Origin of the sequence: Chryseobacterium sp., from assembly GCF_041914225.1 — a bacterium.
Taxonomy (GTDB): domain Bacteria; phylum Bacteroidota; class Bacteroidia; order Flavobacteriales; family Weeksellaceae; genus Chryseobacterium.
Genome location: NZ_JAYSDT010000003.1, coordinates 169,642 through 195,440, shown reverse-complemented (window position 1 = coordinate 195,440; position 25,799 = coordinate 169,642). Strand labels below are relative to the sequence as shown.

Sequence of the window (25,799 nt, the reverse complement as noted above, 5' to 3'; positions counted from 1 at the left end):
GGAAGTGTAATTTTTATCATTGTTTACTAAGAAATTTTAAGATGCAAAAATACGCATTTTTTAGATAAAATACTATATTAGCTTACAATTAGAATGAGAATTAATATTTAAAATAAAAAAGATCAGGACTGTTTTTGTTTCGTCAGATTCTATAATCAGTTTTTTACAGAAAAATATCTTCTGTTTTTTTGTTATCCGGTATCTCAATATTAAAGCTTGTTTTCTGATTTAAAACTTTAATAATAAACGAATTACAATTTAATATGAGCACAATGAATATTGACCTTCACTGCGATTTACTTTATTATCTGCTAAGATCAGGTACCACTCTGGATGATAAAGAGCTGGGCTGCTCCCTTCCTTATCTGCAGGAAGGAAATGTAAAAGTTCAGGTGATGGCCATGTATGCAGGAACAGGAGCAAACAGTACCAATTACGGATTGGAACAAAGCCGCTTATTTTCAAATCTTACCAAAAATGAGAACTTTTTTCTTTTTAATAAGGACAATTACAAGGAAACCGGTAATGAAAACCGGATAGGAATTATTGCTTCCATTGAAAATGCATCTGCTTTCTGTGATGAAAATCAAAGTCTTGACTCCGGATTTAAAAACTTGGAAGCCATGATTGAGAATGTAGAAAAAGTCTTTTACCTTGGAATAACGCATCATCTTGAAAACCGTTTTGGAGGGGGAAATAATGCCACCGCCGGCTTAAAGGATGATGGGAAAGTCCTGATTGATTATATTGCTGACCGAAATATTGCTATTGATCTGGCTCATACAAGTGATCAGCTGGCCTATGATATTTTCACTTATATTGATCAGAGAAATTATTCAATTCCGGTTCTGGCAAGTCATTCCAATTACAGGTCTGTTTATCAGAACAACAGGAATCTTCCTGATGAACTGGCAAAGGAAGTAATCAAAAGGAAAGGACTGATAGGTCTGAATTTTATCAAAGATTATGTAGATACGGAAAACCCGGATAGAATTTATGAGCATATCCGATATGGGTTAGATCTTGCCGGAGAAAACAGTATCGCCTATGGAGCAGACTATTTCTATTGGAAGGATCATCCTGAGACATCCCGTCATCCTTTTTTCTTTCCTGAACATTCCAATGCTTCGGGATATCCTGCAATCAATAAAGAAATTGAAAAACGCTTTTCATCCGAACTGGCAGAAAAAATCAGCCACAGAAATGCTCTGAATTTTATAGAAAATATATATAAATAGGATGATATCGTTAAAACGATTTTATTATCCCGCAGATTGGGAAATTAAAACAGGTTTTATATTTATCTGTGATAATAAGCTAAATCTGCGGGAATTTTTTGCTGTTTTATTTTACATTAAATGATGTATTTTAATATGTTTAAAAACAGTTGATTATTTATTGCAGGTTAATGTTTTCTTTTATACCTTACTTTCTGCTTGATAATTTCAATCACATCTACATTCTGGACTTTAGACTTGATCCATCCATGAATGTCAATATAGAATAATGAACGTCTGTAATATTCATTTTTTGAGAATTCTTCCAGCTTTTTATCAAAATTTTCAAAAGCTTTCTGTCTCTGATCCGGCACCTGATTATTAAGATTCTTAAAAAACTGAATGCTTTCAAAATGAAACTCTTCCGGCTTTTTCATTTTTCTGGCAAACTTCAGCGTAGAAGCAATAAATTCATCATAATCTTCATCTTTACCCGATTCATATTTCGCCATTAGGATCAGAATTCTTGTATGGAACAGCAGATCCTCCTGTACATTACCTTTGGATTCTATGATCCTCATTGAATATTCAATTGATTTTTCAAACATTTTACTGCCGAAAAACATAGCCGCCATTTTAAGGTAAAGAATCATAAAATGGTGCTCATCAATTCTTTCCCTGAGTTTTTCCATTTTCAATTCCACTTCAGGAATAAGTTTTGTGCCGGTAAAAAATTCTCCTTTTATAAAATGAATATTCATCAGTGTATTGTACTGAGTAAGGAAAATAAGGGATTGAAGATTTTCATTCTGAACAAAATTTTCCGCATGTACCATTTTATTAAAATTCTCAAAATGCTCCTCCAGAATATCAATATTTCCATACAGGAAAAGGATCTTGAGCAGATAAGTATTTCCTTTGATATACCAAACCGGATGGCTGTAAATCATTTCGGGCTTCTTATGAAAAAGATCTACCCACTGATAAGCATATTTCAGAGTGTATTTATAATCCTGCAAGAGCTGGTTCTTCCATACATGAGCTTTATAATACCATAATTTTTCAGTGAAATTTAGTTTTTCGGGATTGATATTTTTAATTTCAGCATTGAAAATATCCATGACTTCCTGTCGGTCTGTATCATTTTTTACATAGCCATGGGTAAGCATTTCACTGTATAGTTTCAAAGAAAGGTTGGAAAGTTTTGTAGTGTAGCGGTTCTGCTTACTGATCTCCTGAGACTGCTTGATAAGTTCTTCGGCGCGGCCTTCGATACTTCGTGTAATAAATTGTGATTCAATTACTTTCTCGAGGTCAATGATTTCGGAAGCAATGCTTTTTTCATCCAGCTCCAGCGCAGTCTGTTTAGTCTTATCTAATATTTTTAAAGCCTGCTTATAAAGACCTTTCTGATACAGAATATTAGCAAAATCCAGCTGTTCCCGAAGCTGAATTCTATAATTCTGATGACTCGGGTTCATACGGAGGCTTACCAGAATCTGTTTGTAAAGATGGGCTTTAAGGTTGGAAAGTTGTTGTTTGGTAGAAATTTTTTTCTCAATAATCACTGTTTCATCATATTCCTTCATTTTATCCATCTCAGAAAAGAGCAGAAGAAATTTAGCATCAACATTAATTCCGAGACGGTTTACATACAACTTAAACTGTCGCTTTTCAGAAGTAGTCAATGACTTTACCAATACAAACAAAAAATCTTTCTGCAATTCTGCCATTGTAAATTTTTATAAATTAAATTACTGATTAATAGATGAATAAGATTGTTTTTTCAACTGTTGAATATTGTAATTTTCAAAAAATGTGAAAATGAAAAAATATTGCAAGCTGTAGTTTTGAACCAAAATTAAGTAAAAAACTTCATTTATGAATTCCGAAAAAATTGAAATTTTTGATACGACACTGAGAGACGGGGAACAGGTTCCGGGATGTAAACTGAATACGGAACAGAAACTGATTATTGCTGAAAAGCTTGATGAGCTGGGGATTGATATCATTGAAGCAGGGTTTTCGATTTCCAGTCCGGGAGATTTTGAATCGGTTTCAGAAATTTCAAAACTGGTAAGAAATGCTAAAGTATGCGGACTGACAAGAGCCAATAAAAAAGATATTGATACGGCAGCAGAGGCATTGAAATTTGCGAAAAGACCAAGAATTCATACCGGTATCGGAACTTCGGATTCTCATATTAAATACAAATTCAACTCAACAAGGGAAGATATTATTGAGAGAGCGGCAGAAGCTGTAAGGTATGCCAAAACATATGTGGAAGATGTGGAATTCTACGCTGAAGATGCAGGAAGAACAGATAATGAATATCTTGCAAGGGTTTGTGAAGCCGTTATCAAAGCCGGAGCGACAGTACTGAACATTCCTGATACAACAGGATACTGTCTGCCGGAAGAATACGGTCAGAAAATAAAATATCTGAAAGAAAATGTAAAAGGTATTGAAAAAGCAGTACTGTCGTGCCATTGTCATAATGATCTCGGATTGGCTACTGCCAATTCTATTGCCGGAGCAATTAACGGAGCACGCCAGATTGAATGTACCATCAACGGATTGGGAGAAAGAGCCGGTAATACGGCATTGGAAGAAGTTGTGATGATTTTAAAACAGCATAAAGATCTGAATCTGCATACCAATGTCAATTCCAGAATGCTGAATGAAATGAGTGCCATGGTATCCGACCTGATGGGAATGGCAGTGCAGCCCAACAAAGCTATTGTAGGAGCCAATGCTTTTGCCCACAGCTCAGGAATTCATCAGGATGGTGTGATCAAAAACAGGGAAACCTATGAAATCATTGATCCGGCAGAAGTAGGTGTGAATGCCTCTTCCATTATCCTTACAGCCAGAAGCGGCCGCTCGGCTTTGGCGTATCGTTTTAAACATATCGGGTATGAGGTTACCAAGAATGAACTTGATTACCTGTACCAGGAGTTTCTGAAGATCGCTGATCTTAAAAAAGAAATAGACAATGAGAACCTGAACATGATGATGCATTCTTTTGCCAGAAAAATAGGATAGGTTTGATTTAATATCAAGATAAAGTAAACAATGAACAACAGTAAAAAGACACTTTTTGATAAAGTTTGGGACGCTCACGTGGTAGAAACCATTCCTGACGGACCTCAGATCATTTATATAGACAAACACCTGATTCATGAGGTAACCAGCCCTCAGGCTTTTGCAGAACTGGAATCCAGAAACCTGGAGATTTTCAGACCGGAACAGATTGTTGCCACCGCGGATCATAATGTACCCACTTTGAATCAGGAGCAGCCTATCAGAGATGAACTTTCAAGAAATCAGGTAGAACAGCTTACGGAAAACTGTAAGAAAAATAATATCGAACTTTTCGGATTAGGACATCAGTATCAGGGAATTGTACATATTATCGCTCCGGAACTGGGAATTACCCAGCCGGGAATGAGTATTGTTTGCGGTGACAGTCATACCTCCACCCACGGAGCATTTGGAACTATCGCTTTTGGAATAGGAACAAGCCAGGTCGCTCAGGTATTTGCAAGCCAATGTTTATTGCTGAATAAACCGAAATCAATGAGAATTACAGTCAACGGCAAATTGAACGAAAATGTTCAGCCTAAAGATGTGATTCTTTATATCATTTCAAAAATAGGAACAGACGGAGGAACGGGATATTTCTGTGAATATGCAGGAAATGTATTTGAAGAGATGTCGATGGAAGGAAGAATGACCGTGTGCAATATGAGTATTGAGATGGGGGCCAGAGGAGGAATGATTGCTCCCGATGAAACCACCTTTGAATACGTAAAAGGAAGAAAATTCGCACCGGAAGGGAAAGAATGGGAAGAAAAAGTAGAGTACTGGAAGACATTGAAAACTGATGAAGGGGCATTATTTGATAAAGAACTGAGCTTCGATGCATCAGATATTTATCCGATGATTACTTATGGCACCAACCCGGGAATGGGTATTTCAATCCGTGAAGTTATTCCTGCGCCACAGAATGAATCTGAAGAGAAGGCATTACAATATATGGGACTGGAAGCTGGACAAGCGGTTAACAGTATCAAGGTGAATTATGTTTTTATAGGAAGCTGTACCAATGCAAGGATAGAAGATTTCCGTTCTGCAGCTCAGTACATCAAAGGAAAAAGCAAAGCGGAAGCGGTAAAAGCATTGATCGTTCCGGGATCCCAGCAGGTGGTAAAACAGATTTATGAAGAAGGACTGGATAAAATCTTTAATGATGCAGGTTTTCAGATCCGTCAGCCGGGCTGCTCTGCATGTCTGGCAATGAATGATGACAAGATTCCGGAAGGAGAGTATTGTGTTTCCACTTCCAACAGAAACTTTGAAGGCAGACAGGGACAGGGTGCAAGAACAATTCTTGCCAGTCCGCTCACTGCAGCAAAAGCAGCCATAGAAGGTAAAATTTCAGCTTTTGAAAGTTTAAACTAAAAAGTAATTTTAAATTTATTTTAACCACAAAAGGCACAAAAGGTTATGTCGTTTGTAAGAAGAAATTATCATTTGCTTACATAAAAAGAGCACTTAAGCTTTATGAAAATTTTTGATTTTCATTCTTTTGCGAACTTCTTATATGGATTCTTTTATCCATCCTTAAGCAAACTGAGTTAAAAAAACTTTTGTGACTTTTGTGGTTCAAGCTTAACAATGTAGAATACATGCAAAAATTAGTTATTATAAAATCCACTGCGGTTCCGTTACCGGCAGAAAATATAGATACAGATCAGATTATTCCTGCAAGATTTCTTAAAAGTATAGACAGAAAGGGTTTCGGAGAGAATCTGTTCAGAGACTGGAGGTTCAATATTCATACAGGAGAACCGAATCCTGATTTTGTTTTAAACAATCCTAAGTTCAGTGGTGAAATTCTTGTCGCCGGAAACAACTTCGGATGCGGAAGCAGCAGGGAGCATGCGGCCTGGGCGTTAACAGATTATGGCTTTAAAGTCATCATTTCAAGTTATTTTGCTGATATATTCAAAGGAAATGCTTTGAATAATGGGCTTCTTCCCGTAAAGGTTTCCGAAGGGTTTTTAAAAGAAATTTTAGAAGGAGTCAATGAAAATCCTGACCAGGAAATTGCTATTGATGTGGAATTACAGTCTGTCAGCTTCAAAGATACCACAGAAACCTTTGAACTGGATTCTTATAAAAAAATATGCCTGCTGAACGGTTATGATGATATTGATTTCTTAATCAGCAGAAAACAAGCCATTACAGAATTTGAACTAAAAGCACAAAAAACAAATGAACGACAATTATTTTAAAATCGCGGTTCTTCCCGGAGATGGGATTGGCCCGGAAATTATCGGTGAGAGTATCAAAATATTAGATACTATTGCTGAAGTTTTTCAATGTAAATTTCATTTTGATTACGGATTAATCGGAGCAGAAGCTATTTTTAAGACAGGAAATCCTCTGCCTGAAGAGACCTTAAAGATATGTAAAGAATCAGATGCTGTACTTTTCGGAGCTATCGGCGATCCGGTGTTTGATAATAATCCGGAAGCAAAAATAAGACCTGAACAGGGATTATTAAAACTTCGTAAAGAACTGGGATTGTTTGCCAATATCCGTCCATTGAAGACATATCCGTCACTGATTGATAAGAGTCCGCTGAAAAGAGAAATTATTGAAGGAGCAGACATCCAGATTTTCAGAGAGCTGGTAAGCGGAATTTATTTTGGTGAAAAATTTACCGATCCGGATGGAGCATATGCTTATGACGTTTGCAAATACAGCCGTGAAGATATTATTCCGATTGCGCATATGGCATTTCAGGAAGCACAGAAAAGAAAGAAGAAGCTTACGCTTATTGATAAAGCGAATGTTCTGGATACTTCAAGATTGTGGAGAAAAACCTGCCAGGAAATTGCTCCTGAATATCCTGACGTACAGCTTGACTATATGTTTGTAGACAATGCCGCCATGCAGCTGATTCTTAATCCTAAGCATTTTGATGTTATTTTAACAGAAAATATGTTTGGCGATATTATTTCAGATGAAGCAAGTGTGATCGGTGGTTCTATCGGGTTGTTACCATCTGCTTCAGTAGGAGAGAAGAATGCTCTGTTTGAGCCTATTCATGGGTCTTATCCTCAGGCTAAAGGAAAAGGGATTGCCAATCCTGTTGCTTCTATTTTAAGTGTGGCTATGATGCTGGATCATCTTAATTTACAGGCCGCAGCCGATAAATTGAGACAGTCGGTAGAACATGCTATTGAAAATAAATATGTTACCGTTGATCTTAATACGAAACAATATTACTCAACAAGTGAAGTGGGAAGCTTTATTGCAGACCATATCAGATATTCCGAAACATCATATTATAATTTTGAAAATGTAAAGATCGGGAAATCTACCATTGTATAGAAAACAAAAGTTCAGTTAGATAGTTAGAACGAAAAGTTCCGCCTCGCATGAGACGGAACTTTTCAATTATAAAAAGTCTTATTACTTTTTGTCTTTTGTATTATCCGTTTTTCCTGATTTGTTCTTTGATGCTTTCTGGATATCTTCTTTATCAATATCAGGCGGATTGGTCTTTTTCGATGCAGCAGGAATATTCTGAAAATCCTGATTTTGCTTTTTAGTCTCTGCTGTATTGGCAGGTTCTTTCTTTTTGGTGTTTCCTTTTGTATTCATGACTTTACATTTTAAGTTCCAAGAACATGTAAATTATTATTCAAAGGGTTTGCCAAACGGAAAAATTTTATTCTAAAGTCCCAAAATACCGATTTTACCGGTTTTATCCTCGATGGTATAATTCAGGGCTTTTGCCAAAACAAAAATATTATTCAGGTTTTCCATCAACTGTTTGCGGCCTTCATTTCTCAGCTGATTCTGGTCAATTGATTTCTCTGCTGTTTCCTTCGCTTTTGCTGTAACGTTTTTAATATCCTTTTCTGAAATTCTGTTAATGAAAGAATCATCCAGAGATTGAATCTCAACGCTTGGCGTAATTCTTATCTCAGCATCAGGAAGCTCAGTAATCACCAGCTTTTTATTGATGGAATCTACCTCAATCTTCATTTTATTGAGATCATAGGAAACCTGTGCATTCGTTTTGGTATAGGTTATAATACTGTTGCTGGAGATTTCTTTTCCAAAAACTTCATAACCCATTTTGGTTTTCTGCATGCTGGAAGTATTCTGTTCCAATACCACCATTTTATTCATCTTGGAAATCTGATTGGTCAGGATATAATAATCCGACTGTTCCGTTTTATTTCCAAGGTTCAGGCAGGACTTCAGACCAAAGAACAGAAGCACCATAGCGCCGGCACCGGCTGCAAAGGATAATATGGTTCTATAATTTCTCAAAATCTATTTAAAAATTTCTTTGATAACAGATGAATCATTCTTTTTAAGAATTTCAGCTAAATCTCTTTCAATATATCCGCTGGTAGGCATTTCTACAATTCTTCCCACTTCTTTTCCATATCTTTTCAGGATAATGGTAGGAACTTTCTGAAGATTGTAAAGGCTTTCATCCCCGGTAGGAGATTCTTTCTTACGGTTTACGGCAATAATAGTCAGTTTATTTTCCGGATAGTTTACGGCTTCCAATATTTTCATCAGTCTCGGAAAATCTCTGTGGCTGTCTTCACACCATGTTCCCATGAAAACAATGATATCATAAGACCCGATTTTCTCTTTTTTTAATTCACTGACTGCTTTCTGGTCAAGGACATATTCATCATGTTCCTTTACATACCAATCTGCATAAGGAGCTTTTAAAAACTGCTCTTTCAGTTGGTTTCCCAAAAGCATTTTGCCGTCTTTCTGAGTTTCAACCTCGCGGTTTACCACTACTTTTTGAGCGCTAAGTTGTTGTGCAGCTAAAAATAAGCTTGAAACGGCAACAATATTGGTAATAAATTTTTTCATATTTTATTTTTCGATAATTGATTTTAAATCAGCAGGAGAGTAGTATTTGTTTTTTAATACTTTATGATCTGCCTGTCTGTAAACATTAAATTTTTCTCCGGATTTTTCATAGAAAGATTCTACTTCTTTTTCCTTGTAAAATTCAACTGTTTCCTTTGCCTGCTCTTCATTATCACATGCTTTCGACATATTGGAACGCTGAACTTCGTTGAATAGCTCTACAAATTTGTTGCCAAGTCCGAATTCCAGCACAGCACCACTTAAAACATACTGTAAATCACAAAGTGCATCTGCAATTTCTACAATATTATTATCGGCAATCGCCTGTTTTAACTCATTAAGTTCTTCCTGTAAAAGCTCCACTCTGAGATTGCATCTTTCCGGAGAAGGAATTTGTGGGGTATCTAAAATAGGGGCTTTGAAAGTAGTATGGAATTCTGCTACTTGGTTCAGACTATCAATTTTATCCATGAATTTTTTATTTCCCACAAAGATAGAAAAGGATTTGTAAAATGTGAAATATGCAGGTAGAAATGTACGAATAAAGAGTAAGAGAAAATTATAATCACTTACTGATAGCAAAAACCACAACTTAAAAATTGTGGTTTGTTTGAATCTGTTGATGATATTTAATTATTTCAGGTATTCGTATTTCCAGATACCGGAAATCGTCAATATTTCCAGACCCGGCTGCTTTTCTCCATAGCTGAATACACAGATGTATTTTGAATGGCACGAAGTACAGTCGGTACCAAAGTATAATGTTGGCAGATCATTGACTGTCAGTTCTCCGAAATGAAGCACTCTTTGAGAGGTTTTGTTGACAATTCCTTGTTTTAATAATTCATCTTTGGATAATATTTTATCTTCATTATAAAGCTGAAAGACGGGAAACCCGGATTCGTAGGGAGCTATTGCAATTGTATTTTTGTTCCCGCAATCACAGCAGCTGAAAGTGGTTATTGCTGAAGGAAGAGCCTCATCATTAATGAAAGAGCTTTTTTCAACAGAAATTTTTCTGGTAATGCTTATTTTTTCTGATATTGAATACATTTGAGCTGATTTATGGCTGAATAACTGTACCTGCTAAGTTATTATATTTTCCGCTTGGACTTTTCTTAATGGTTACTTTTATATAGCCTTCTTCTGCAAGCTTATTCCATGTTTTCTGATAACCGGTATTGATGTCAATCGGGATTTTCCACATGGTTTGTTTTCCTTTTCCAGCCTGTCCAAACCAGGGAATAATATCTGCGGTCTGGGTTTTAAACTGCATTGAATTATTCAGAACGTCAATTTCGTAATAAAAATCATATTTGTCTTCAGGCTGATTTAAAGCTCTTTGTGTAAAAGTATAGGTGTATCCGTTGATGATCGGGCTGGTAAAACTTCCGCCTAAAGTAGGAACGCCATTGCCGGTATAATTACCTACAGCCCCGCTGTATCGGTCAAATTTCTGTCCGACCTGTAAAGGAACATCGTCAACGATATTGTAACCTCCGTTGGCAGGTGGCCATCCGCCATTTAAATTATTAGCCTTAAAAAGTGATTCCAGCTCGCTCCATTTGCCCTGTTTGTAAAGATCGTAGGCCTGATTTCTGACAGACTGGCTCACAGTGTTATTCGGATCGTAAGTTACTGCCAGTTCATCAGCGTTTTTATAGAATACAATAGTGACATCAGAATTGGTTTCTGGCTCATCATCTCTGTCAGAACTGCAGGCGATGGAGAAAGTGGTGATCGTTAAGATAAAAAAGTACTTAAATAAATGTTTCATATAAAAAAATTAAATTATTTTAAAATTATTAAGGTATTAAAGGGGCTTCCTTTTTGAAACATTATTTCTTTACATAAGCCTTAAGTGGAAATGCTATGGTGAAAGCAGTAAGACTTTGTGGTCAATATAATTGAATTTAAGAACCGGAATTGTTCAAGTACTGAATTATCCCAAAACAGAGTCAAAAGAAGCAACAGTGTCAGGCGTCAAAAACGGTTTTAGAGCTCCCTTAAATACAAACAGGGCAAGCGGTACAATAAAGAATAATTATTATGCAATAAATTTAAACCAAAAAACTCAAATCTCGGTGATTTTCATTTAAATAAAATAATTATGTAAAATTAATAAGAGTCATAAATGCTTTTCATATAATGTTTTACATAAAAAATAAAACTGCCCCGTAAAGGGCAGTTTTTCACATCGTTTAATTTTAAAGTTATTAATTTTTAATAAATCTTTTAGAAGATTCTCCGATTTGAATCATATAAGCACCTTTGATAAGATTGCTTACGTTTACAGAGCTTCTCTGAAGTTTTCCTGAGTCAATTAGTTTTCCACCCATATCGAAGATTTTATAATCTTCTGAAGTCGTATTGGAAATATAAAGGATATCTCTTACAGGGTTTGGATAAAACTTCACATCTGTGATCAGATCTTTTGTATTCTGAATGTCTCCTTTTCCGGAAGATACAATGTTAAGCGTGTAATCCTCAACCTGGCCATAAGTAAATGCTTCACAAGATGAAGTAGGGATAGAGCTGTATTTCATCATTACTCTCATTCTTGTAGACCCTACAGTTGCTGTAGATGGAATAGTAATAGATCCTGTTACCGGACTGGTTGTAGAACCTGCTTTTGTCCATGCCAGTTCTCCACTGTCTGTAAAGTCTCCGTCACCGTTGTAATCAATATAAACAGCATATGCTTCGCTGTATTTTGTAGATGTCCAAACCGGAGTGATGGAAATTGTATAGGCATTTCCTCTTGTAACATTCGTAGAAACTGAAGTGAAGTTTTCGTAACCTGCAGTTCCTGTAGAAGTATTATTAATAGATCCGAATGTTACATTTCCGATTCTTTCATCAGCGGTATTGGATGCAGAAGAAGAACAGTAAGTAACCGTTCCGCCTGAAAGAGTGGTAACGCTTACTGTATTGCTGGAAACAGAAGCATTTCCTGCTGCATCTTTTGCTTTCACAGAGAAAGAGTAGGTAGTTGCTGGAGTAAGTCCTGTTACAGTATACGTTGTAGAAGCCGTTGAGCCGATTAATGAAGCCCCCTGGTATACATCATATCCTGTAACTCCTACATTATCTGTAGCACCTGACCATGAAAGATTGGTTGTAGTAGAAGTTGTTCCTGAAGCAGCAAGGGTAGGCGCTGTAGGAGCGACGGTATCAGGAGTTCCGGAACCTGCATTTACAGAAATGTTGGCATTGTTAACATCAAAGAAAATGTGGTTTGATCCTTTTACCATAATTCTTCCTGTAGTTGTATTGGCATTAGGAATCGTTACAGCCTGTGAACCATCATTCGGGGTTCCTGCCAACAGCGTAGTCCATGTATTTCCACTGTCTGTTGACCATAAGATATCTACATTGGCTGTATTTACTCCGTTTGCAGTAGTTCCTGCCACATCCCAGGTTACAGTTTGGGAACTTCCTCCGGCATATGTTGTAGCTGAGTTTTGTGAAGTTACCAGGAATGGTCCTGCAGTTGAATTAACTGTGATAACAGCATCATCGGAATTATTTCCTGAACCTCCGGCTTTATTGTCACGAACGGTAAATCTGAAATTTAATGTTCTGGCAACAGAAGAAAGCGCTTCTACAGTGATTTCAGAACCTGCTGTAGTGGTTGCGCCTGTCAGGATAGAAGCCATTCTTGGGAAATATCTTACAGGTGCAGTTGTTGGAGTCCATGATCTGAAGTTAGGTCCTGAAGCTTTTGTTGCGCTTGCTGCCGAACTTGCTCCTGTCTGAGAAGAAGAAGCATTGTCCATTTGTTCCCAGATGTAAGTTAAAGAATCTCCGTCGGCATCCGTTCCGGTACCTGTCAGTACAAATGGAGTTCCTTTTGGAATAGTATAGTCTAAACCTGCGTTGGCAGTAGGAATTGAGTTTCCTGTATTAGTATTGACAGAGCAGGTTTTAGCTTTAATATTATTGGTAATCTGCTGAATGCTTATTGCATGGAAGAATGCATCGGAATGCGGCTGGATATCCTGGCTTGTAATTCCTGCATATCCCATGATGGTTGATCCTGAACCCGGTTCCATATTAGCACCTGTTCCCTCGTTATTCATAGAGAAAGTGTGGTTACCACCAAACTGATGTCCCATCTCGTGAGCTACATAATCGATGTCAAAATTATCTCCTGAAGGAATGGCATCAGCCGGGGAAGTGTATCCGCTTCCTTTGGATCCGTTTGTACAGATACAGCCGATACATCCTGCGTTTCCACCGCCACCTGAAGCACCGAACAGGTGTCCGATGTCATAGTTCGCTTCACCAATTACGGATGTCAGGGTACTTTGTAGCTGAGAATTCCAGTTGCTCATTCCTGAAGCTGCAGAATAAGGGTCAGTAGAAGCGTTGGTGTAAATTACAGAGTCATTGTTGGAGATAAGAACCATTCTTGCTGCAAAATCTTTTTCAAAAACACCGTTTACACGGGTCATCGTATTGTTCATTGCGGCCAGAGCCTGTGCTTTGGTACCTCCAAAGTACGTGGTGTATTCTCCTGTACAGGAAAGTGCAAGTCTAAATGTTCTCAGTTTGGCATCATCAGCATTAGGTCTTGCTGCAAGTGAAGAATTTGAAACGCCTTTCTGTGCAGCTTCTACTACTGTACATTCAAATTTGTTAAGATCATCTTTTTTATCAGATTTTCTGTACACAACATAGGAAGAAAGGTCTTTTGTGTACGGCTCAATGAATACAGCAGATTTATCGCCGTAAATTTCCATTGATGACAGTCCGAGTGGAGAAACACTGAAGTAGACTGTGGAATTAGGATCATCCAGACCTTGTCCTACATAGGATTTGATATCCGGATATTTTGCTGCCAACTCAGGGGCAAAATTGGAATTCTCCCTCACTTTAAAATTTTCCATTCTGCCTTCAGAATTCGGAAAAGAGATAATGAGTTCTGATTTTTCGCCTGCAGCCAGTCTTTTGGGAGCTTTTGCCAAAGCATTTTTCAATCCGTTGATGTCCAGGTTGTAAACCTTAGGATTGCTGATGCTGTTTTTGTTTTCAAAGATCTCTGATGAAGCTTTTCTGGAACCTTCAGTCCAAAGACGGTCAGTCTGTGCGAAAGAAATACCCGAAACAAGGAGCATTCCAATCAGCGTTAATTGTTTTTTCATATTAAATACTAAATTTGATTGTGGAATACCAAAGCTAATAAAAAAAATATTATCGAAAACAGAATTTTTTAAGGAAATTTTAGACTTTTCACATAAAATATTATGCAACACATTGTATATAATTGAAAAAGCTTATTAATAAAAGAAAAGTGAGAATGCTGAAATGAATTTAATTTGTTAAATAAATAAAAAATTAACATTTTATTTATTATTTTACTAAAATTAGACAATATAATTTATTAATTATATAAAGTAATGTAAGTTATAATAGTAAATTAAATTTTATAAAATGTTACTGTATGTTCTATATTTTGGTTACAAAAAAAGCTGTTTCAAAAATGAAACAGCTTAGTATATTTATTCAATACTTACTTACATTTTATCATCAGCAGTAGGTCCGTAAAGTCCAGGGACTTTATTTCCGGTTGATCTTAAATAAACAACCAGCTCACCTCTGTGATGGTACAAATGATTATAAAGAAAACCTCTTATCACCTGAACCTTTGGCATAGGAGGAAACAATACATTTCCGTCCATTTCCATTTTCCACTCGTTGAAATAAGTGTTTTCATCAGAGTTTTCCAAAGCTTTCTGTGCATTGGCAACATTTTCCTCAAATTTTGCAAGGATATTTTCCGCTTTCGAAATGTCTCCTTTGTCATACTTGTATGTACCCATATCAAAAATGTCCTGATTGAAAGTGGGTTCATACCAATTGTACACTTCAGCAATGTGAGAGGCAAGCTGACCGGTTGTCCAGTTTTTTTCAGAAGGTTTCCAGTCCAGTGCACTGTCCGGGATTGCCTGTAAAATTTTTCTGGTGTTTTCGGCTTCATGCAGAAATTCACCTAAAAGTGCCTGTTTAATCATTTGTATTGAGATTTGAAAATTATTTTGTAATATCTCTTCCGATTACCAGTCTCTGGATCTCAGAAGTACCTTCACCAATGGTGCAAAGTTTAGAGTCTCTGTAGAATTTCTCAGCAGGGAAGTCTTTTGTATATCCATATCCTCCGAAGATCTGGACAGCATTATTAGAGATTCTTACACAAGCTTCAGAAGCATATAATTTTGCCATAGCTCCTTCTTTTGTCATTTTTTGTTTTGCATTCTTAAGCGTAGAAGCTCTTTGGATAAGAAGTTCAGCAGCATCAATTTCTGTAGCCATATCAGCCAGCATAAAGTTGATAGCCTGGAAGTCTGCAATTGGCTTTCCAAACTGATGTCTCTCTTTTGCGTATTTCAAAGCGGCTTTGTAAGCTCCTCTTGCGGTACCTAAGCTTAATGCGGCAATAGAAATTCTACCTCCATCCAGAACTTTCATAGCCTGTTTGAAACCTTCGCCTACTTCTCCTAAACGGTGAGAATCCGGTACACGTACGTTGTCAAAGATGAGTTCTGCTGTTTCGGAAGCACGCATTCCCAGTTTATTTTCTTTTTTCCCTGAAGTAAATCCGGGCATACCTTTTTCTAAAACAAAGGCTGTAGAATTATTTTTAGCTCCTTTTTCTCCTGTTCTTGTCATTACTACGGCAATATCTCCTGAAATAGCGTGTGTAATGAAGTTTTTAGCTCCGTTGATGATCCACTCATCACCATCTTTTACAGCGGTAGTAGACATTCCTCCTGAATCTGAACCTGTGTTGTGCTCAGTAAGTCCCCAGGCTCCGATTACTTTTCCGGAAGCCAGCTGAGGAAGCCATTTATGTCTCTGTTCTTCATTTCCAAATTCATAGATATGATTGGTGCAAAGTGAATTGTGTGCTGCTACAGAAAGACCAATAGAGGGATCAACCTGAGAAATTTCGTCCAGGATAGCAACATATTCATGATAACCCAATCCGGAACCCCCATATTGTTCAGGAACTACGATTCCCATAAAGCCCATCTCACCCAACTGGTGGAATAAGTCTTTTGGAAATGTCTGGCTTTCATCCCATTCCATAATATTCGGTCTGATATTCTTTTCTGCAAATTCTCTAGCCGTCTCCGCTATCATTTTGATGTTGTCAATAGTCTCTGTATTCATATAATAATAGTTAGTTCCCAAAGATAACCAAATTGATGGAATGCTAAAAAAAAAATATTTTATTCATAATATTCATCGGCAATGCGTTTAATTTTCAATTTTTTATATTTTGAGAATTAATACTTTCTTAATAAAATATTCAGTTTTTTACATTTTTTATTTCACTATTTTAGTTTCCCAATTTTTAAGGCATGAAAAAAATTCTACTTCCTGTTATCTTAATTTCCTCTTATATTTCTGCGCAGGCTCCTCCAGGATATTATAATGGTACTGCCGGATTAACCGGGTATGCCCTGAAATCTAAACTTCATGATATTATTTCGGAAAAAATGATCAACTGGCATTATAATGATCTTCCGGGACTGTATGGGCAGACTGATCTTGATAAATATTATGATCATGATGCTTCCAATACTGAGTATCTGCTGGATATTTATTCGGAAATACCGGCCGGGCCGGATGCTTATGAGTATAAGGTAAATCAGCTCATTGGTAATGGCAGCACGGAAGGCATGGGGTACAACAGGGAACATATGATGCCACAAAGTACATTCAGTACCAGCTCAGCCATCAGTGATTATCCAATGTATTCGGACCTTAATTTTATTATTCCTGCTGATGCAAGGATCAATCAGCTGAGAAACAATTATCCTTATGGAGTAGGCGGTAATACCAATTTCTATAATTTTACCAACGGTTCCAGGATGGCCAATGCTGCCATTCCCAATTATCCTTATACCGGAAGGGTTTACGAGCCTATTAATGAGTTCAAAGGTGATATTGCGAGGACGCTGCTGTATTTTGCCGTGAGATATGAAGGGAAATTGGGTTCATTCAATACGGCTTACAGTACATCAGCGAACATCACACCTGCTACAGACCAGTGTCCGTTGGATGGAACTGAAGAAAGGGCTATTGATCTTGCCTATATTGCAATGCTGAAACAGTGGAGTACCTCAGATCCGGTTTCGCAGAGGGAAATCGACCGGAATAATACCATTTATACCTTACAAAAAAACAGGAATCCTTTTATTGACCATCCAGAGTGGGTTGATATGATCTGGTCCGAAACTCCTGACAATATTCCTCCTGCAACACCAGGATCACTGGTTTCCACACAGCAGAATGCTTATTTTGTCAATCTGAGCTGGACCGCTTCTCCTGATACGGATGTTTTAGGATATCGGGTGTATATGAATGGCTCAGCAACACCTGTTGCGGTTACGAAAGGGACTTCTGTCAGCATAGATCATCTCAATCCGTCAACAACTTATACTTTTACGGTGAAAGCTTTTGATAAAGGATATCTGGAATCGCCTTTCAGCAATACTGTTACAACTTCAACCATTGCTTCGGATACCTATGCTCCGGATCTTATGATCACCAAGTATATATCCGGAACCAATACGGAATTCATCAGGAATAATGCGTTGGAAATTGTTAATAAAACCGGACATGAGGTTAATCTGAACAATTACAGGATCAATATCCAGTTTAAAAATAACACCACAAATGCTATCTATAATGGAGATGCCTATGAGCTGGAAGGGAAAATAGGAAACAATGAAGCGTTTGTTATTATCAATCCTAAATCAACGTTATCATGCTATACAAATGCTGAGACAAGATTTGTAACAGCTTCTGATCCTATGATGTTTGCAGGGGAAAATTATGTAGAGCTTGCTTATAATAAAACGGTCACGGTAGATGCTATCGGGGTAAAATATACCATCAATAACAATGGTAATGTATCTTTATACAGAAAGAGTACCATCAACCAGCCTAACAGTACATTTACTATCAGTGAGTGGGATTCTTATCCATCCAATTACTGTCAGAACCTGGGTGCACTGTCTGCCAAAGAATTGATTGCTGATCATAATGAATTTACCATCTATCCCAACCCGGTTGATGATCATCTTTATGTGAACGGAGAGATTGACAAAGTGAAAACAGCCCAGATCATAGATCTTTCCGGAAAAGTGATTTATACTGAAAAAGATCCTTTCAGATATAAGAAAGACATTGCTGTACAAGGCATTCCAACTGGAGTTTACTTCTTAAAGCTTGATGAAAAGGCACATCAGTTTATTAAAAAGTAAATGAAATCAGATTTAAATACTATCATTTAATGAGAAGTCAAACCTAACAGGTTTTTAAGAACCTGTTAGGTTTATTTTCTTAAAGCAGGAGTGATAACAGAAATAAGCTTCCTGTCTAAAAAGCTTAAAAAAGTAGAGTTAAAATAAATGCAACTGTAAAGATTTTACTTGGTTTTTGCTTTTTCCTGATTTTTTAATTTGATATAAAGCCTTAAAAACCTTATGCTTACTGCATCATCGATATAAGCAGATTCGCTAATAATCAATATCTATAAGGGTTTCTGCTTATATTTTTTATATATAAGTAATTATGCTTATATTTGCAGTATGATAGCGGTCATTACCGGTGATATTATAAATTCACAGCATGCGGACACTGAAGTTTGGATTACCAGGCTTAAACATCTTCTCGAAAAATGGGGAAGCGCTCCTCATACATGGGAAATCTACAGGGGAGATGAGTTTCAGTTCAAATGCAGGATTGATGACGTTTTCTGGCGTTTTCTAGCCATAAAATCTCTTATTAAAAGTGTTGAAAATTTAGATGTCAGGATGGCCATAGGTATTGGTGAAGAAAGTTTCTCTTCTGAGAAAATTACCGAATCTAATGGTACTGCTTACGTGAATTCCGGCAGACTGCTGAATGATCTTAAAAGTGACGGACATACCGTTGCGATCAAAACATCCAGTGATCCGGTAGACAGAGATCTTAATATCCTGTTGAAATGGTCGTCCAAGGATTTTGACAACTGGACGATGGCTACGGCAGAGATTATTCATGAAATGATCATGAACCAGGATATCACCCAGGAAGATCTTGCCAAGAGATTTGCCATTTCACAGTCTTCGGTAAGCCAGAGACTGAAGCGAGCCAACTATGAGCTCATTGTGGAAACCAATCAGTATTTCAGAAAGAAAATCTCAGAACTATAAGCATGATCTTCATCAAACTCATATTGGCACATCTACTCGGAGATTTTACACTTCAGCCAAATTCATGGGTTGCAGATAAGGAGAACTATAAACTGAAAAGTAAGTTTTTATACCTTCACGTTCTGATACACATAGCTTTAAGCCTTATTTTCCTTTGGGATCTTCAGCTTTGGTGGGTAGCCGTTCTGGTAGGATTCACTCACTTTGTTATTGATGCAGCCAAGCTTACATTTCAAAATGTAAAGACTAAGAAAAGATGGTTTTTCATTGACCAGCTGCTGCACATTTTAGTGATTGCAGGAGTTTCTTTTTATTTCCAGGAATTCAGCTTCGGGTTTTTACAGAATCAGGAATTTTTAAAGATAATCATGGCGGCATTGTTTCTTACAACCCCTGCTTCAGTTTTTATCAAAATCTTATTGTCATCATGGACACCCGCTCCGGATGGCCCCAACACTATTCAAACCGAATCTTTATCAAGTGCCGGAAAATATATCGGAATTTTAGAACGTCTTATGGTCTTCACTTTTATCATGGTGAACCACTGGGAAGGCGTAGGTTTCATGGTAGCTGCCAAATCTGTTTTCAGGTTCAGCGACCTTGCACAGGCAAAACAGAGAAAACTTACAGAATATGTATTGATTGGTACACTGCTAAGTTTTGGACTGGCTGTCTTAACAGGAATAATAATAAAATAAATCAATAAATCTAACTACAATTTAGAAAGTAAAATTATGAGTCAAAAGAAAGAAATGTTGTACGAGGGGAAAGCAAAACAGGTATTTGCAACCGATAATCCTGATGAAGTAGTAGTACGTTTCAAAGACGATGCTACAGCATTTAACGCTCAAAAAAGAGGTCAGGTAGACCTTAAAGGGGAAATGAACAATGCGATCACCACTCTTATTTTTGAATATTTAAATGAAAAAGGGATTAAAACTCATTTCATCAAAAAACTAGACGAAAGAGAGCAGCTGGTAAGAAAAGTATCTATCATTCCTTTGGAAATGGTTGTAAGAAACTATTCAGCTGGAAGCATGGCACAAAGATTAGGAGTGGAAGAAGGAATTAAATCTCCGGTAACAATCTTCGATATCTGCTATAAAAAAGATGAGCTGGGAGATCCGCTTATCAATGATCACCATGCCGTTTTCTTAGGAGCAGCTACTTATGAAGAGCTTGACGAAATGTATGAGCTGTCTTCAGATATCAATGACATTCTTATCGAACTGTTTGACAAAATCAATATCATTCTGGTAGATTTCAAAATCGAATTAGGAAAAACTTCAGACGGTGAAATCATCTTAGCAGACGAGATCTCTCCTGATACCTGCAGACTTTGGGATAAAGATACCATGAAGAAATTAGACAAAGACAGATTCAGAAGAGACTTGGGAGAAGTTACTGAGGCTTATGTGGAAATCTATAACCGTCTTAAAAATCTTTTACAGAAATAAGATTTAATTTATTTAAAGATTAAATGTTTTAATCTTTTAATTTAGAAAAAATAGAAATGAAAAGTTTAGACATTCATAAAAGTGAATATTTAAAACAGTTTGAAACCCAGACTTACGGAAGAAATCTTTTCAGAACTCAGGAAGAGGAAAGACTGGATGCTCCTAATGAAGAGTGTGGGATCTTCGGATTGTATTCGGACAGTGATCTGGATACATTCTCTCTTTCACAGTTCGGGCTTTTTGCTTTGCAGCACAGAGGTCAGGAAGCTTGTGGTATCTCCGTTTTAAAAGATGGAAGAATCACTAATATGAAAGACGAAGGACTTGTTCTGGATGTTTATAAAGACATTCACGAACCTGAAACTTTTATGGGAAATTCTGCAATCGGGCATACCCGTTATACCACTGCAGGAGATAAAAAGAAATATAATTTCCAGCCATTTTTCGCAAAAAACGAATATGACCAGATTATACTTTCTATAGCACACAATGGAAACCTTACCAATGCAAAAGAATTAAAAGCAGAACTGGAAGCTGAAGGTGTTGTTTTCAGAGCGACTTCCGATTCTGAAGTTATCCTGAGACTGATCCAGAAAAACCTCGATTTAGGTCTTCGCGGAGCTATCAAAGCTACCATGGAAAAGATTGAAGGTGCTTATTCCGTAGTAGGAATGACGAGAAACAAATTCTTTGCATTCAGAGACTTCAATGGTATCCGTCCGCTGGTATTGGGAGCCATTGATGAGAAATCGTATGTTGTAGCTTCAGAATCTGTTGCATTAGATGCTGTAGGAGCTCAGTATGTACGCGATATCCTTCCTGGTGAGATCATTTATACCAATGAAAACGAACCTGGAAAACTTCATTCTTATATGATGGATGAGACGAAAGGAAAGCAGAGAATCTGTTCTTTTGAATATATTTATTTTGCTAGACCTGACTCTACACTTGAAAACATCAATGTTTATGAGATCAGAGAAAAATCCGGTGAAAAAATCTGGGAACAAGCTCCTGTAGAAGCTGATTTAGTGATTGGAGTTCCGGATTCCGGAGTTCCTGCTGCTATTGGCTTCTCAAAAGCTTCCGGAATCCCTTTCCGTCCGGTCCTGATCAAAAACAGATATATCGGAAGAAGCTTTATTGTTCCCACCCAGGAAATGAGAGAAAGGGTAGTGAACCTTAAACTGAACCCGATTATCTCTGAGATGAAAGATAAGAGAGTCGTGATCATTGATGACTCTATCGTTCGTGGGACAACATCAAAAAGGCTGGTTAAAATCCTGAAAGATGCAGGAGTGAAAGAGATTCATTTCAGAAGTGTTTCTCCGCCAATTATTGCTCCTTGTTATCTGGGAATTGATACTCCATCCAAAGATGATCTGATCTCTGCAAATATGTCTACAGAAGCACTTAAAAACTACCTTGGGGTAGATTCTTTAGAGTTTTTGAGCATAGACAACCTGAAAGAAATTTTAGGATCTGCTAATCACTGCTTCGGATGCTTTACAGAAGAATATCCTGTAGGAAAAGGAGAAGAAACAGATTTATTCAATTAATCTCTTTAATGAAATAATAAAAAGAACCGGGTATCAACCTGGTTCTTTTGCTTTATAAATGTAGCAAAAGCTTAATATTCCCGTATTATACAATATACAGCGGAGTTTTAATTTTGTCAGATTAAAACTTCAGGATATGAAAAATATACTTTTTACAGGTGTTTTTTTGCTGGCGGCCCAATTTTACTCTTCACAATCTTTTGATAAGCAGGCTCACCGCGGAGGGAAATCCCTTTTTCCGGAAAATACAATCCCGGCCATGAAAAATGCTTTACAAATGAATGTGACTACACTGGAAATGGACCTGGCCATCACGAAAGACAAGAAGGTAATACTTTCCCATGATGCGTTTCTTTCGCCGGAACTGGTTACAAAACCGGATGGAACTTATATTCCCAAAGATTCAGGTTTTTATTACAAAATTTATGAAATGCCTTATGCGAAGATCAAAACCTTTGATGTAGGTTTAAAAAAGCTTGACAGATATCCAGATCAAAAGAAAATGAAGGCTCAGAAACCACTTTTTTCAGACGTAATAGACGCCTGTGAAGCGTACGCCCGTGAACTGAAAAGACCGTTACCATATTATAATATAGAAACCAAAACGCGTCCTTTCTCAGACAATATATTTCATCCGGAGCCTGAAGAATTTGTTGATCTGATGATGAAGATTATTGTTGAAAAAAAGATACAGGATAGGGTGATTATTCAGTCTTTTGATCCCAGAACACTGGAAATAATTCATAAAGAATATCCTGAAATCAAGACGGCTTTACTTGTAGAAAGGGTAGATGATAAAAAACTGGCGCAGCAGCAGGCTTATTTTAAAAATATTCCTCCGGAAAAATTTAAGATGTATCCCGATCATCTGAATGGAGTAGCCGGAGATATGAAATTCCTGAGTTTTACTCCTACGATTTACAGCCCTGAACATACTCTTGTAACACCACAACTGATAAAAGAATGTCATGCATTGGGCATGAAAGTAATCCCATGGACTGTGAATACCAAAGAAAGATTAAAAGAATTAAAAGATATGGGAATAGATGGCGTTATCAGCGACGATCCGAGAATATTTGAATAAACATCAGTTTTTTACTTATAAATAATAAATCGCCGGAAGAAATTCTTCCGGCGATTTTATGCGTGCTGGTTAATGCACTTAGGGTTAAAAAATTGGTTCTTTAATTAAAATTTATAGTTCAGGCCTAACTGAAATACTCTGTTGTTATTTTCAGCTGCCGGTCTGCTCTTATCGATTTTTGTAAGGCTGTTCACATATCTTGCATTGATACCGATGTTCGGCGTGATATCATACCCTAAACCAAGACCTAATCCGAAATTGAATCTGTTGATCTGATCTTTGTCGATATCTGTAGAATGAGAGCTTGTAGTAGTGGTTGTAACCCCTCCGGTAGTGCTTGCTACAGTGGATTCACCTTTGTTTTTTCCGTTGATGAAATAACTGAATTCAGGTCCTGCTTCAATATAAAAATTATCTACAGGTCTCATTTGAACCATTAACGGAACTGAGATATAGTTCATTTTTACTCTGTCCTCAACTTTTGTCTTCACATTCGTAACTCCATTGTCAGTTTCTGTAGAAGAGATCACAGCTTTTGCTCCCATTTGATTGTATAATACCTCTGGCTGAAAGCTGAATTGTTTTGAAATTGGAATATTAACGAATGCACCTGCGTGGAAACCTAATTGCTGAGAGTTGATCCCGAATTTCTGCTGGCTGAAATAAGATGAATTTCCTCCTGCCTTGATCCCGAATCTAACCGGTTGAACATCTTTTTTTAGAGGTGATGCAGTTACTGTTTTTGACTCTGTCTTTGTTTCTGTTTCCTGAGCAAAAGCCAATACACCAGCAGTTAATGCTAATCCTAAAAATAACTTCTTCATAATTTTATTTTTTAATTTTACTATTTGTGTGTCGATCATTTCAATCAGACCCGAATTATTTTGCAAATTGCTTGCCAAACTTAAAAAACGCCTGTTTATAAGGGTTTTCAGATAGTTTTTTAAAAGACTTTTTCTGAATATTTATCCCTTTTCATTGAATAAATATGCTGCCAAACCCGTTATGTATGAAAAGAGTTTAATATTAAAAATACTTTATTGCTGATCATTGAAATAATGAAAATTCAAAAAAATGAAAGCCTCTTTCCAAAAATTATAGAAATATTTGGATTGTTTTTAAGAACTGAAAATAAAAAATACCGGACTGTGTGCCCGGTATTCATTTTGAAAATAAATATCTCTATTTAAACTTATAAGCCACTCCAACCTGAAGTACATTATTTCTTACCTTATTATTGTAATAATCGTGCTTAAAAATGTCTGTGATACCTGCTGTAAATCTGGCTGTCACACCAAAGTTCTGGTATCCTGCAGCAAGCGAAAAAGTCAGGCTTAAACTAATAAACCTGACTTTTTCTATTGAAATCAAAATGTATTTTCATTGTTGAACAAAATCCTTTTCAGTATTCTGTTGTTCCGGTCAACCCGATGCAGTTCTCGTTAAAAGTTTATGGTAATAGTCAGATTTCAGCTTTAAATCCAATTGAATTAATCAGATAATTACGCTTACTCATTGTAAAACAGGAACTGTAAGTTGAAAATTCCGGAATAGAGTACAATCATTACTCAACACGCAAATTCCTTGCCAAAATCATTTATAAAACGAAAAAGCCGGATTTAAATAATCCGGCTTTGTATTGAACATAAAGTTATTTCCTAGAATTTATAAGCTAAACCGATCTGGAATACACCGTTTTTAGAAGAATCACCACCGATTCTGTCTTTAGCAATATCCGATAATCCAGCGGTATATCTTAGATTCACGCCAATATTTTGTGTAAAATAATATCCAGCTCCAAGACCAATACCGAAATCAAAAGTTTTGAAATTGTCTTTAACATCTACAGATGCACCATTACCTTTTCCTTTAGCACTGATAAGGAAAGCGAATTGAGGGCCTGCCTCTACATATAGATTAGGGATTAGATTATACTGTAACATTACTGGTACTGCGATATAGTCCATATTTAATTTTAAATCACTATTAGACTTGGCTTTACCACCCATACCACTGTATAATACTTCAGGCTGTACGGAGAAATCCTGTGCTACTGGAATGTTTGCAAAAGCACCACCATAAAATCCAGCTTTTGAATTTAAATCACTATTAGAGATAGTTGAAATATTAAGACCTGCTTTTAGTCCAAATCTAACTGGAGAAGTTGAAGCAGCAGAAGCTGAAGTTTTCTGAGAGAATGCGAAAGTTCCTGCTACTAATGCAAGACCTAAAAAAATCTTTTTCATAAGTTTTTATTTTAATAGTTTTTGAGTTTTATTTAACATTTCTTTAACTATCAAATGTTGTGCCAAAAACTAAAATTAATTGTTAATCAGTATTTATCATCACTC

At 36.8% G+C, this 25,799-nt stretch carries 24 protein-coding genes; 11 read left to right on the top strand and 13 right to left on the bottom strand.

The features are described from left to right. Positions 1-263 precede the first annotated feature (263 nt). The gene (locus ACE3RB_RS02845; RefSeq protein ID WP_374462808.1) at positions 264-1,238 is read left to right on the top strand and encodes a dipeptidase; all 975 of its coding nucleotides are present in this window, start codon (positions 264-266) and stop codon (positions 1,236-1,238) included. Positions 1,239-1,405: 167 nt separating this feature from the next. On the opposite strand, the gene ACE3RB_RS02840 is transcribed toward ACE3RB_RS02845, so the two are convergent. Further along, entirely contained in the window at positions 1,406-2,950 is a 1,545-nt protein-coding gene (locus tag ACE3RB_RS02840; RefSeq protein ID WP_374462807.1) for a hypothetical protein, read from the bottom strand. 148 nt (positions 2,951-3,098) lie between these two features. Here ACE3RB_RS02840 and ACE3RB_RS02835 point away from each other — a divergent pair, with 148 nt between their 5' ends. The 4 genes from ACE3RB_RS02835 (at position 3,099) to leuB (ending at position 7,622) form a co-directional block, all read left to right on the top strand. Continuing rightward, entirely contained in the window at positions 3,099-4,262 is a 1,164-nt protein-coding gene (locus ACE3RB_RS02835; RefSeq protein WP_374462806.1) for a 2-isopropylmalate synthase, read from the top strand. Between the two features lie 30 nt (positions 4,263-4,292). Further along, the gene (leuC, locus tag ACE3RB_RS02830; RefSeq protein ID WP_374462805.1) at positions 4,293-5,681 is read left to right on the top strand and encodes a 3-isopropylmalate dehydratase large subunit; all 1,389 of its coding nucleotides are present in this window, start codon (positions 4,293-4,295) and stop codon (positions 5,679-5,681) included. 227 nt (positions 5,682-5,908) lie between these two features. Then, positions 5,909-6,517 (top strand): 3-isopropylmalate dehydratase small subunit, encoded by a 609-nt coding sequence (gene leuD, locus ACE3RB_RS02825; RefSeq protein WP_374462804.1) that lies wholly within the window; start codon positions 5,909-5,911, stop codon positions 6,515-6,517. Beyond that, positions 6,498-7,622 carry a 3-isopropylmalate dehydrogenase gene (leuB, locus tag ACE3RB_RS02820; protein WP_374462803.1) on the top strand — a complete coding sequence of 375 codons (1,125 nt, stop codon included), beginning with the start codon at positions 6,498-6,500 and terminating at the stop codon, positions 7,620-7,622. Before leuD ends, leuB begins: the two co-directional genes overlap by 20 nt. A gap of 81 nt (positions 7,623-7,703) precedes the next feature. Here leuB and ACE3RB_RS02815 read toward each other — a convergent pair whose 3' ends face one another. The 9 genes from ACE3RB_RS02815 to ACE3RB_RS02775 all read right to left on the bottom strand — a co-directional run bounded on the left by ACE3RB_RS02815 (position 7,704) and on the right by ACE3RB_RS02775 (position 16,316). Beyond that, positions 7,704-7,895, bottom strand: a complete 192-nt coding sequence (locus ACE3RB_RS02815; protein ID WP_374462802.1) for a hypothetical protein — start codon at positions 7,893-7,895, stop codon at positions 7,704-7,706. Between the two features lie 72 nt (positions 7,896-7,967). After that, the gene (locus tag ACE3RB_RS02810) at positions 7,968-8,573 is read right to left on the bottom strand and encodes a DUF4230 domain-containing protein (RefSeq protein ID WP_233333014.1); all 606 of its coding nucleotides are present in this window, start codon (positions 8,571-8,573) and stop codon (positions 7,968-7,970) included. 3 nt (positions 8,574-8,576) lie between these two features. Beyond that, on the bottom strand, positions 8,577-9,140 hold the full coding sequence (locus ACE3RB_RS02805; RefSeq protein WP_374462800.1) for a TlpA family protein disulfide reductase: 564 nt from the start codon (positions 9,138-9,140) through the stop codon (positions 8,577-8,579). 3 nt (positions 9,141-9,143) lie between these two features. Next, entirely contained in the window at positions 9,144-9,611 is a 468-nt protein-coding gene (locus ACE3RB_RS02800; RefSeq protein WP_034694493.1) for a nucleoside triphosphate pyrophosphohydrolase family protein, read from the bottom strand. A gap of 162 nt (positions 9,612-9,773) precedes the next feature. Further along, positions 9,774-10,193: a hypothetical protein gene (locus ACE3RB_RS02795; RefSeq protein WP_374462799.1), complete on the bottom strand. Its 420-nt coding sequence runs from the start codon at positions 10,191-10,193 to the stop codon at positions 9,774-9,776. 10 nt (positions 10,194-10,203) lie between these two features. After that, a complete protein-coding gene (locus ACE3RB_RS02790) occupies positions 10,204-10,917 on the bottom strand; it encodes a hypothetical protein (protein WP_374462798.1) in 714 nt (237 codons plus the stop codon). Positions 10,918-11,356: 439 nt separating this feature from the next. Then, entirely contained in the window at positions 11,357-14,287 is a 2,931-nt protein-coding gene (locus ACE3RB_RS02785) for a reprolysin-like metallopeptidase (protein ID WP_374462797.1), read from the bottom strand. A gap of 372 nt (positions 14,288-14,659) precedes the next feature. Further along, on the bottom strand, positions 14,660-15,157 hold the full coding sequence (locus ACE3RB_RS02780; RefSeq protein ID WP_374462796.1) for a DinB family protein: 498 nt from the start codon (positions 15,155-15,157) through the stop codon (positions 14,660-14,662). A gap of 19 nt (positions 15,158-15,176) precedes the next feature. Next, positions 15,177-16,316, bottom strand: a complete 1,140-nt coding sequence (locus tag ACE3RB_RS02775; RefSeq protein ID WP_374462795.1) for an acyl-CoA dehydrogenase family protein — start codon at positions 16,314-16,316, stop codon at positions 15,177-15,179. A gap of 191 nt (positions 16,317-16,507) precedes the next feature. Between ACE3RB_RS02775 and ACE3RB_RS02770 the strand changes: the two genes are divergently transcribed. The 6 genes from ACE3RB_RS02770 to ACE3RB_RS02745 all read left to right on the top strand — a co-directional run bounded on the left by ACE3RB_RS02770 (position 16,508) and on the right by ACE3RB_RS02745 (position 23,448). Beyond that, a complete protein-coding gene (locus ACE3RB_RS02770; RefSeq protein ID WP_374462794.1) occupies positions 16,508-18,418 on the top strand; it encodes an endonuclease in 1,911 nt (636 codons plus the stop codon). Between the two features lie 327 nt (positions 18,419-18,745). After that, complete coding sequence (locus ACE3RB_RS02765; protein WP_110008839.1) at positions 18,746-19,351, top strand: SatD family protein; 606 nt, start codon at positions 18,746-18,748, stop codon at positions 19,349-19,351. 2 nt (positions 19,352-19,353) lie between these two features. Then, entirely contained in the window at positions 19,354-20,049 is a 696-nt protein-coding gene (locus ACE3RB_RS02760) for a DUF3307 domain-containing protein (RefSeq protein WP_374462793.1), read from the top strand. Positions 20,050-20,085: 36 nt separating this feature from the next. Then, the gene (purC, locus tag ACE3RB_RS02755) at positions 20,086-20,808 is read left to right on the top strand and encodes a phosphoribosylaminoimidazolesuccinocarboxamide synthase (RefSeq protein WP_002979628.1); all 723 of its coding nucleotides are present in this window, start codon (positions 20,086-20,088) and stop codon (positions 20,806-20,808) included. 56 nt (positions 20,809-20,864) lie between these two features. Continuing rightward, the gene (gene purF / locus ACE3RB_RS02750; RefSeq protein WP_374462792.1) at positions 20,865-22,364 is read left to right on the top strand and encodes an amidophosphoribosyltransferase; all 1,500 of its coding nucleotides are present in this window, start codon (positions 20,865-20,867) and stop codon (positions 22,362-22,364) included. Between the two features lie 136 nt (positions 22,365-22,500). Further along, positions 22,501-23,448, top strand: a complete 948-nt coding sequence (locus ACE3RB_RS02745) for a glycerophosphodiester phosphodiesterase family protein (RefSeq protein WP_374462791.1) — start codon at positions 22,501-22,503, stop codon at positions 23,446-23,448. Positions 23,449-23,552: 104 nt separating this feature from the next. On the opposite strand, the gene ACE3RB_RS02740 is transcribed toward ACE3RB_RS02745, so the two are convergent. From ACE3RB_RS02740 to ACE3RB_RS02730, 3 genes are all read right to left on the bottom strand, one after another. Continuing rightward, positions 23,553-24,272: a porin family protein gene (locus ACE3RB_RS02740; protein WP_374462790.1), complete on the bottom strand. Its 720-nt coding sequence runs from the start codon at positions 24,270-24,272 to the stop codon at positions 23,553-23,555. A gap of 358 nt (positions 24,273-24,630) precedes the next feature. Next, entirely contained in the window at positions 24,631-24,819 is a 189-nt protein-coding gene (locus tag ACE3RB_RS02735; protein WP_374462789.1) for a hypothetical protein, read from the bottom strand. Between the two features lie 287 nt (positions 24,820-25,106). Further along, positions 25,107-25,694 carry a porin family protein gene (locus tag ACE3RB_RS02730; RefSeq protein WP_374462788.1) on the bottom strand — a complete coding sequence of 196 codons (588 nt, stop codon included), beginning with the start codon at positions 25,692-25,694 and terminating at the stop codon, positions 25,107-25,109. Positions 25,695-25,799 lie beyond the last annotated feature (105 nt).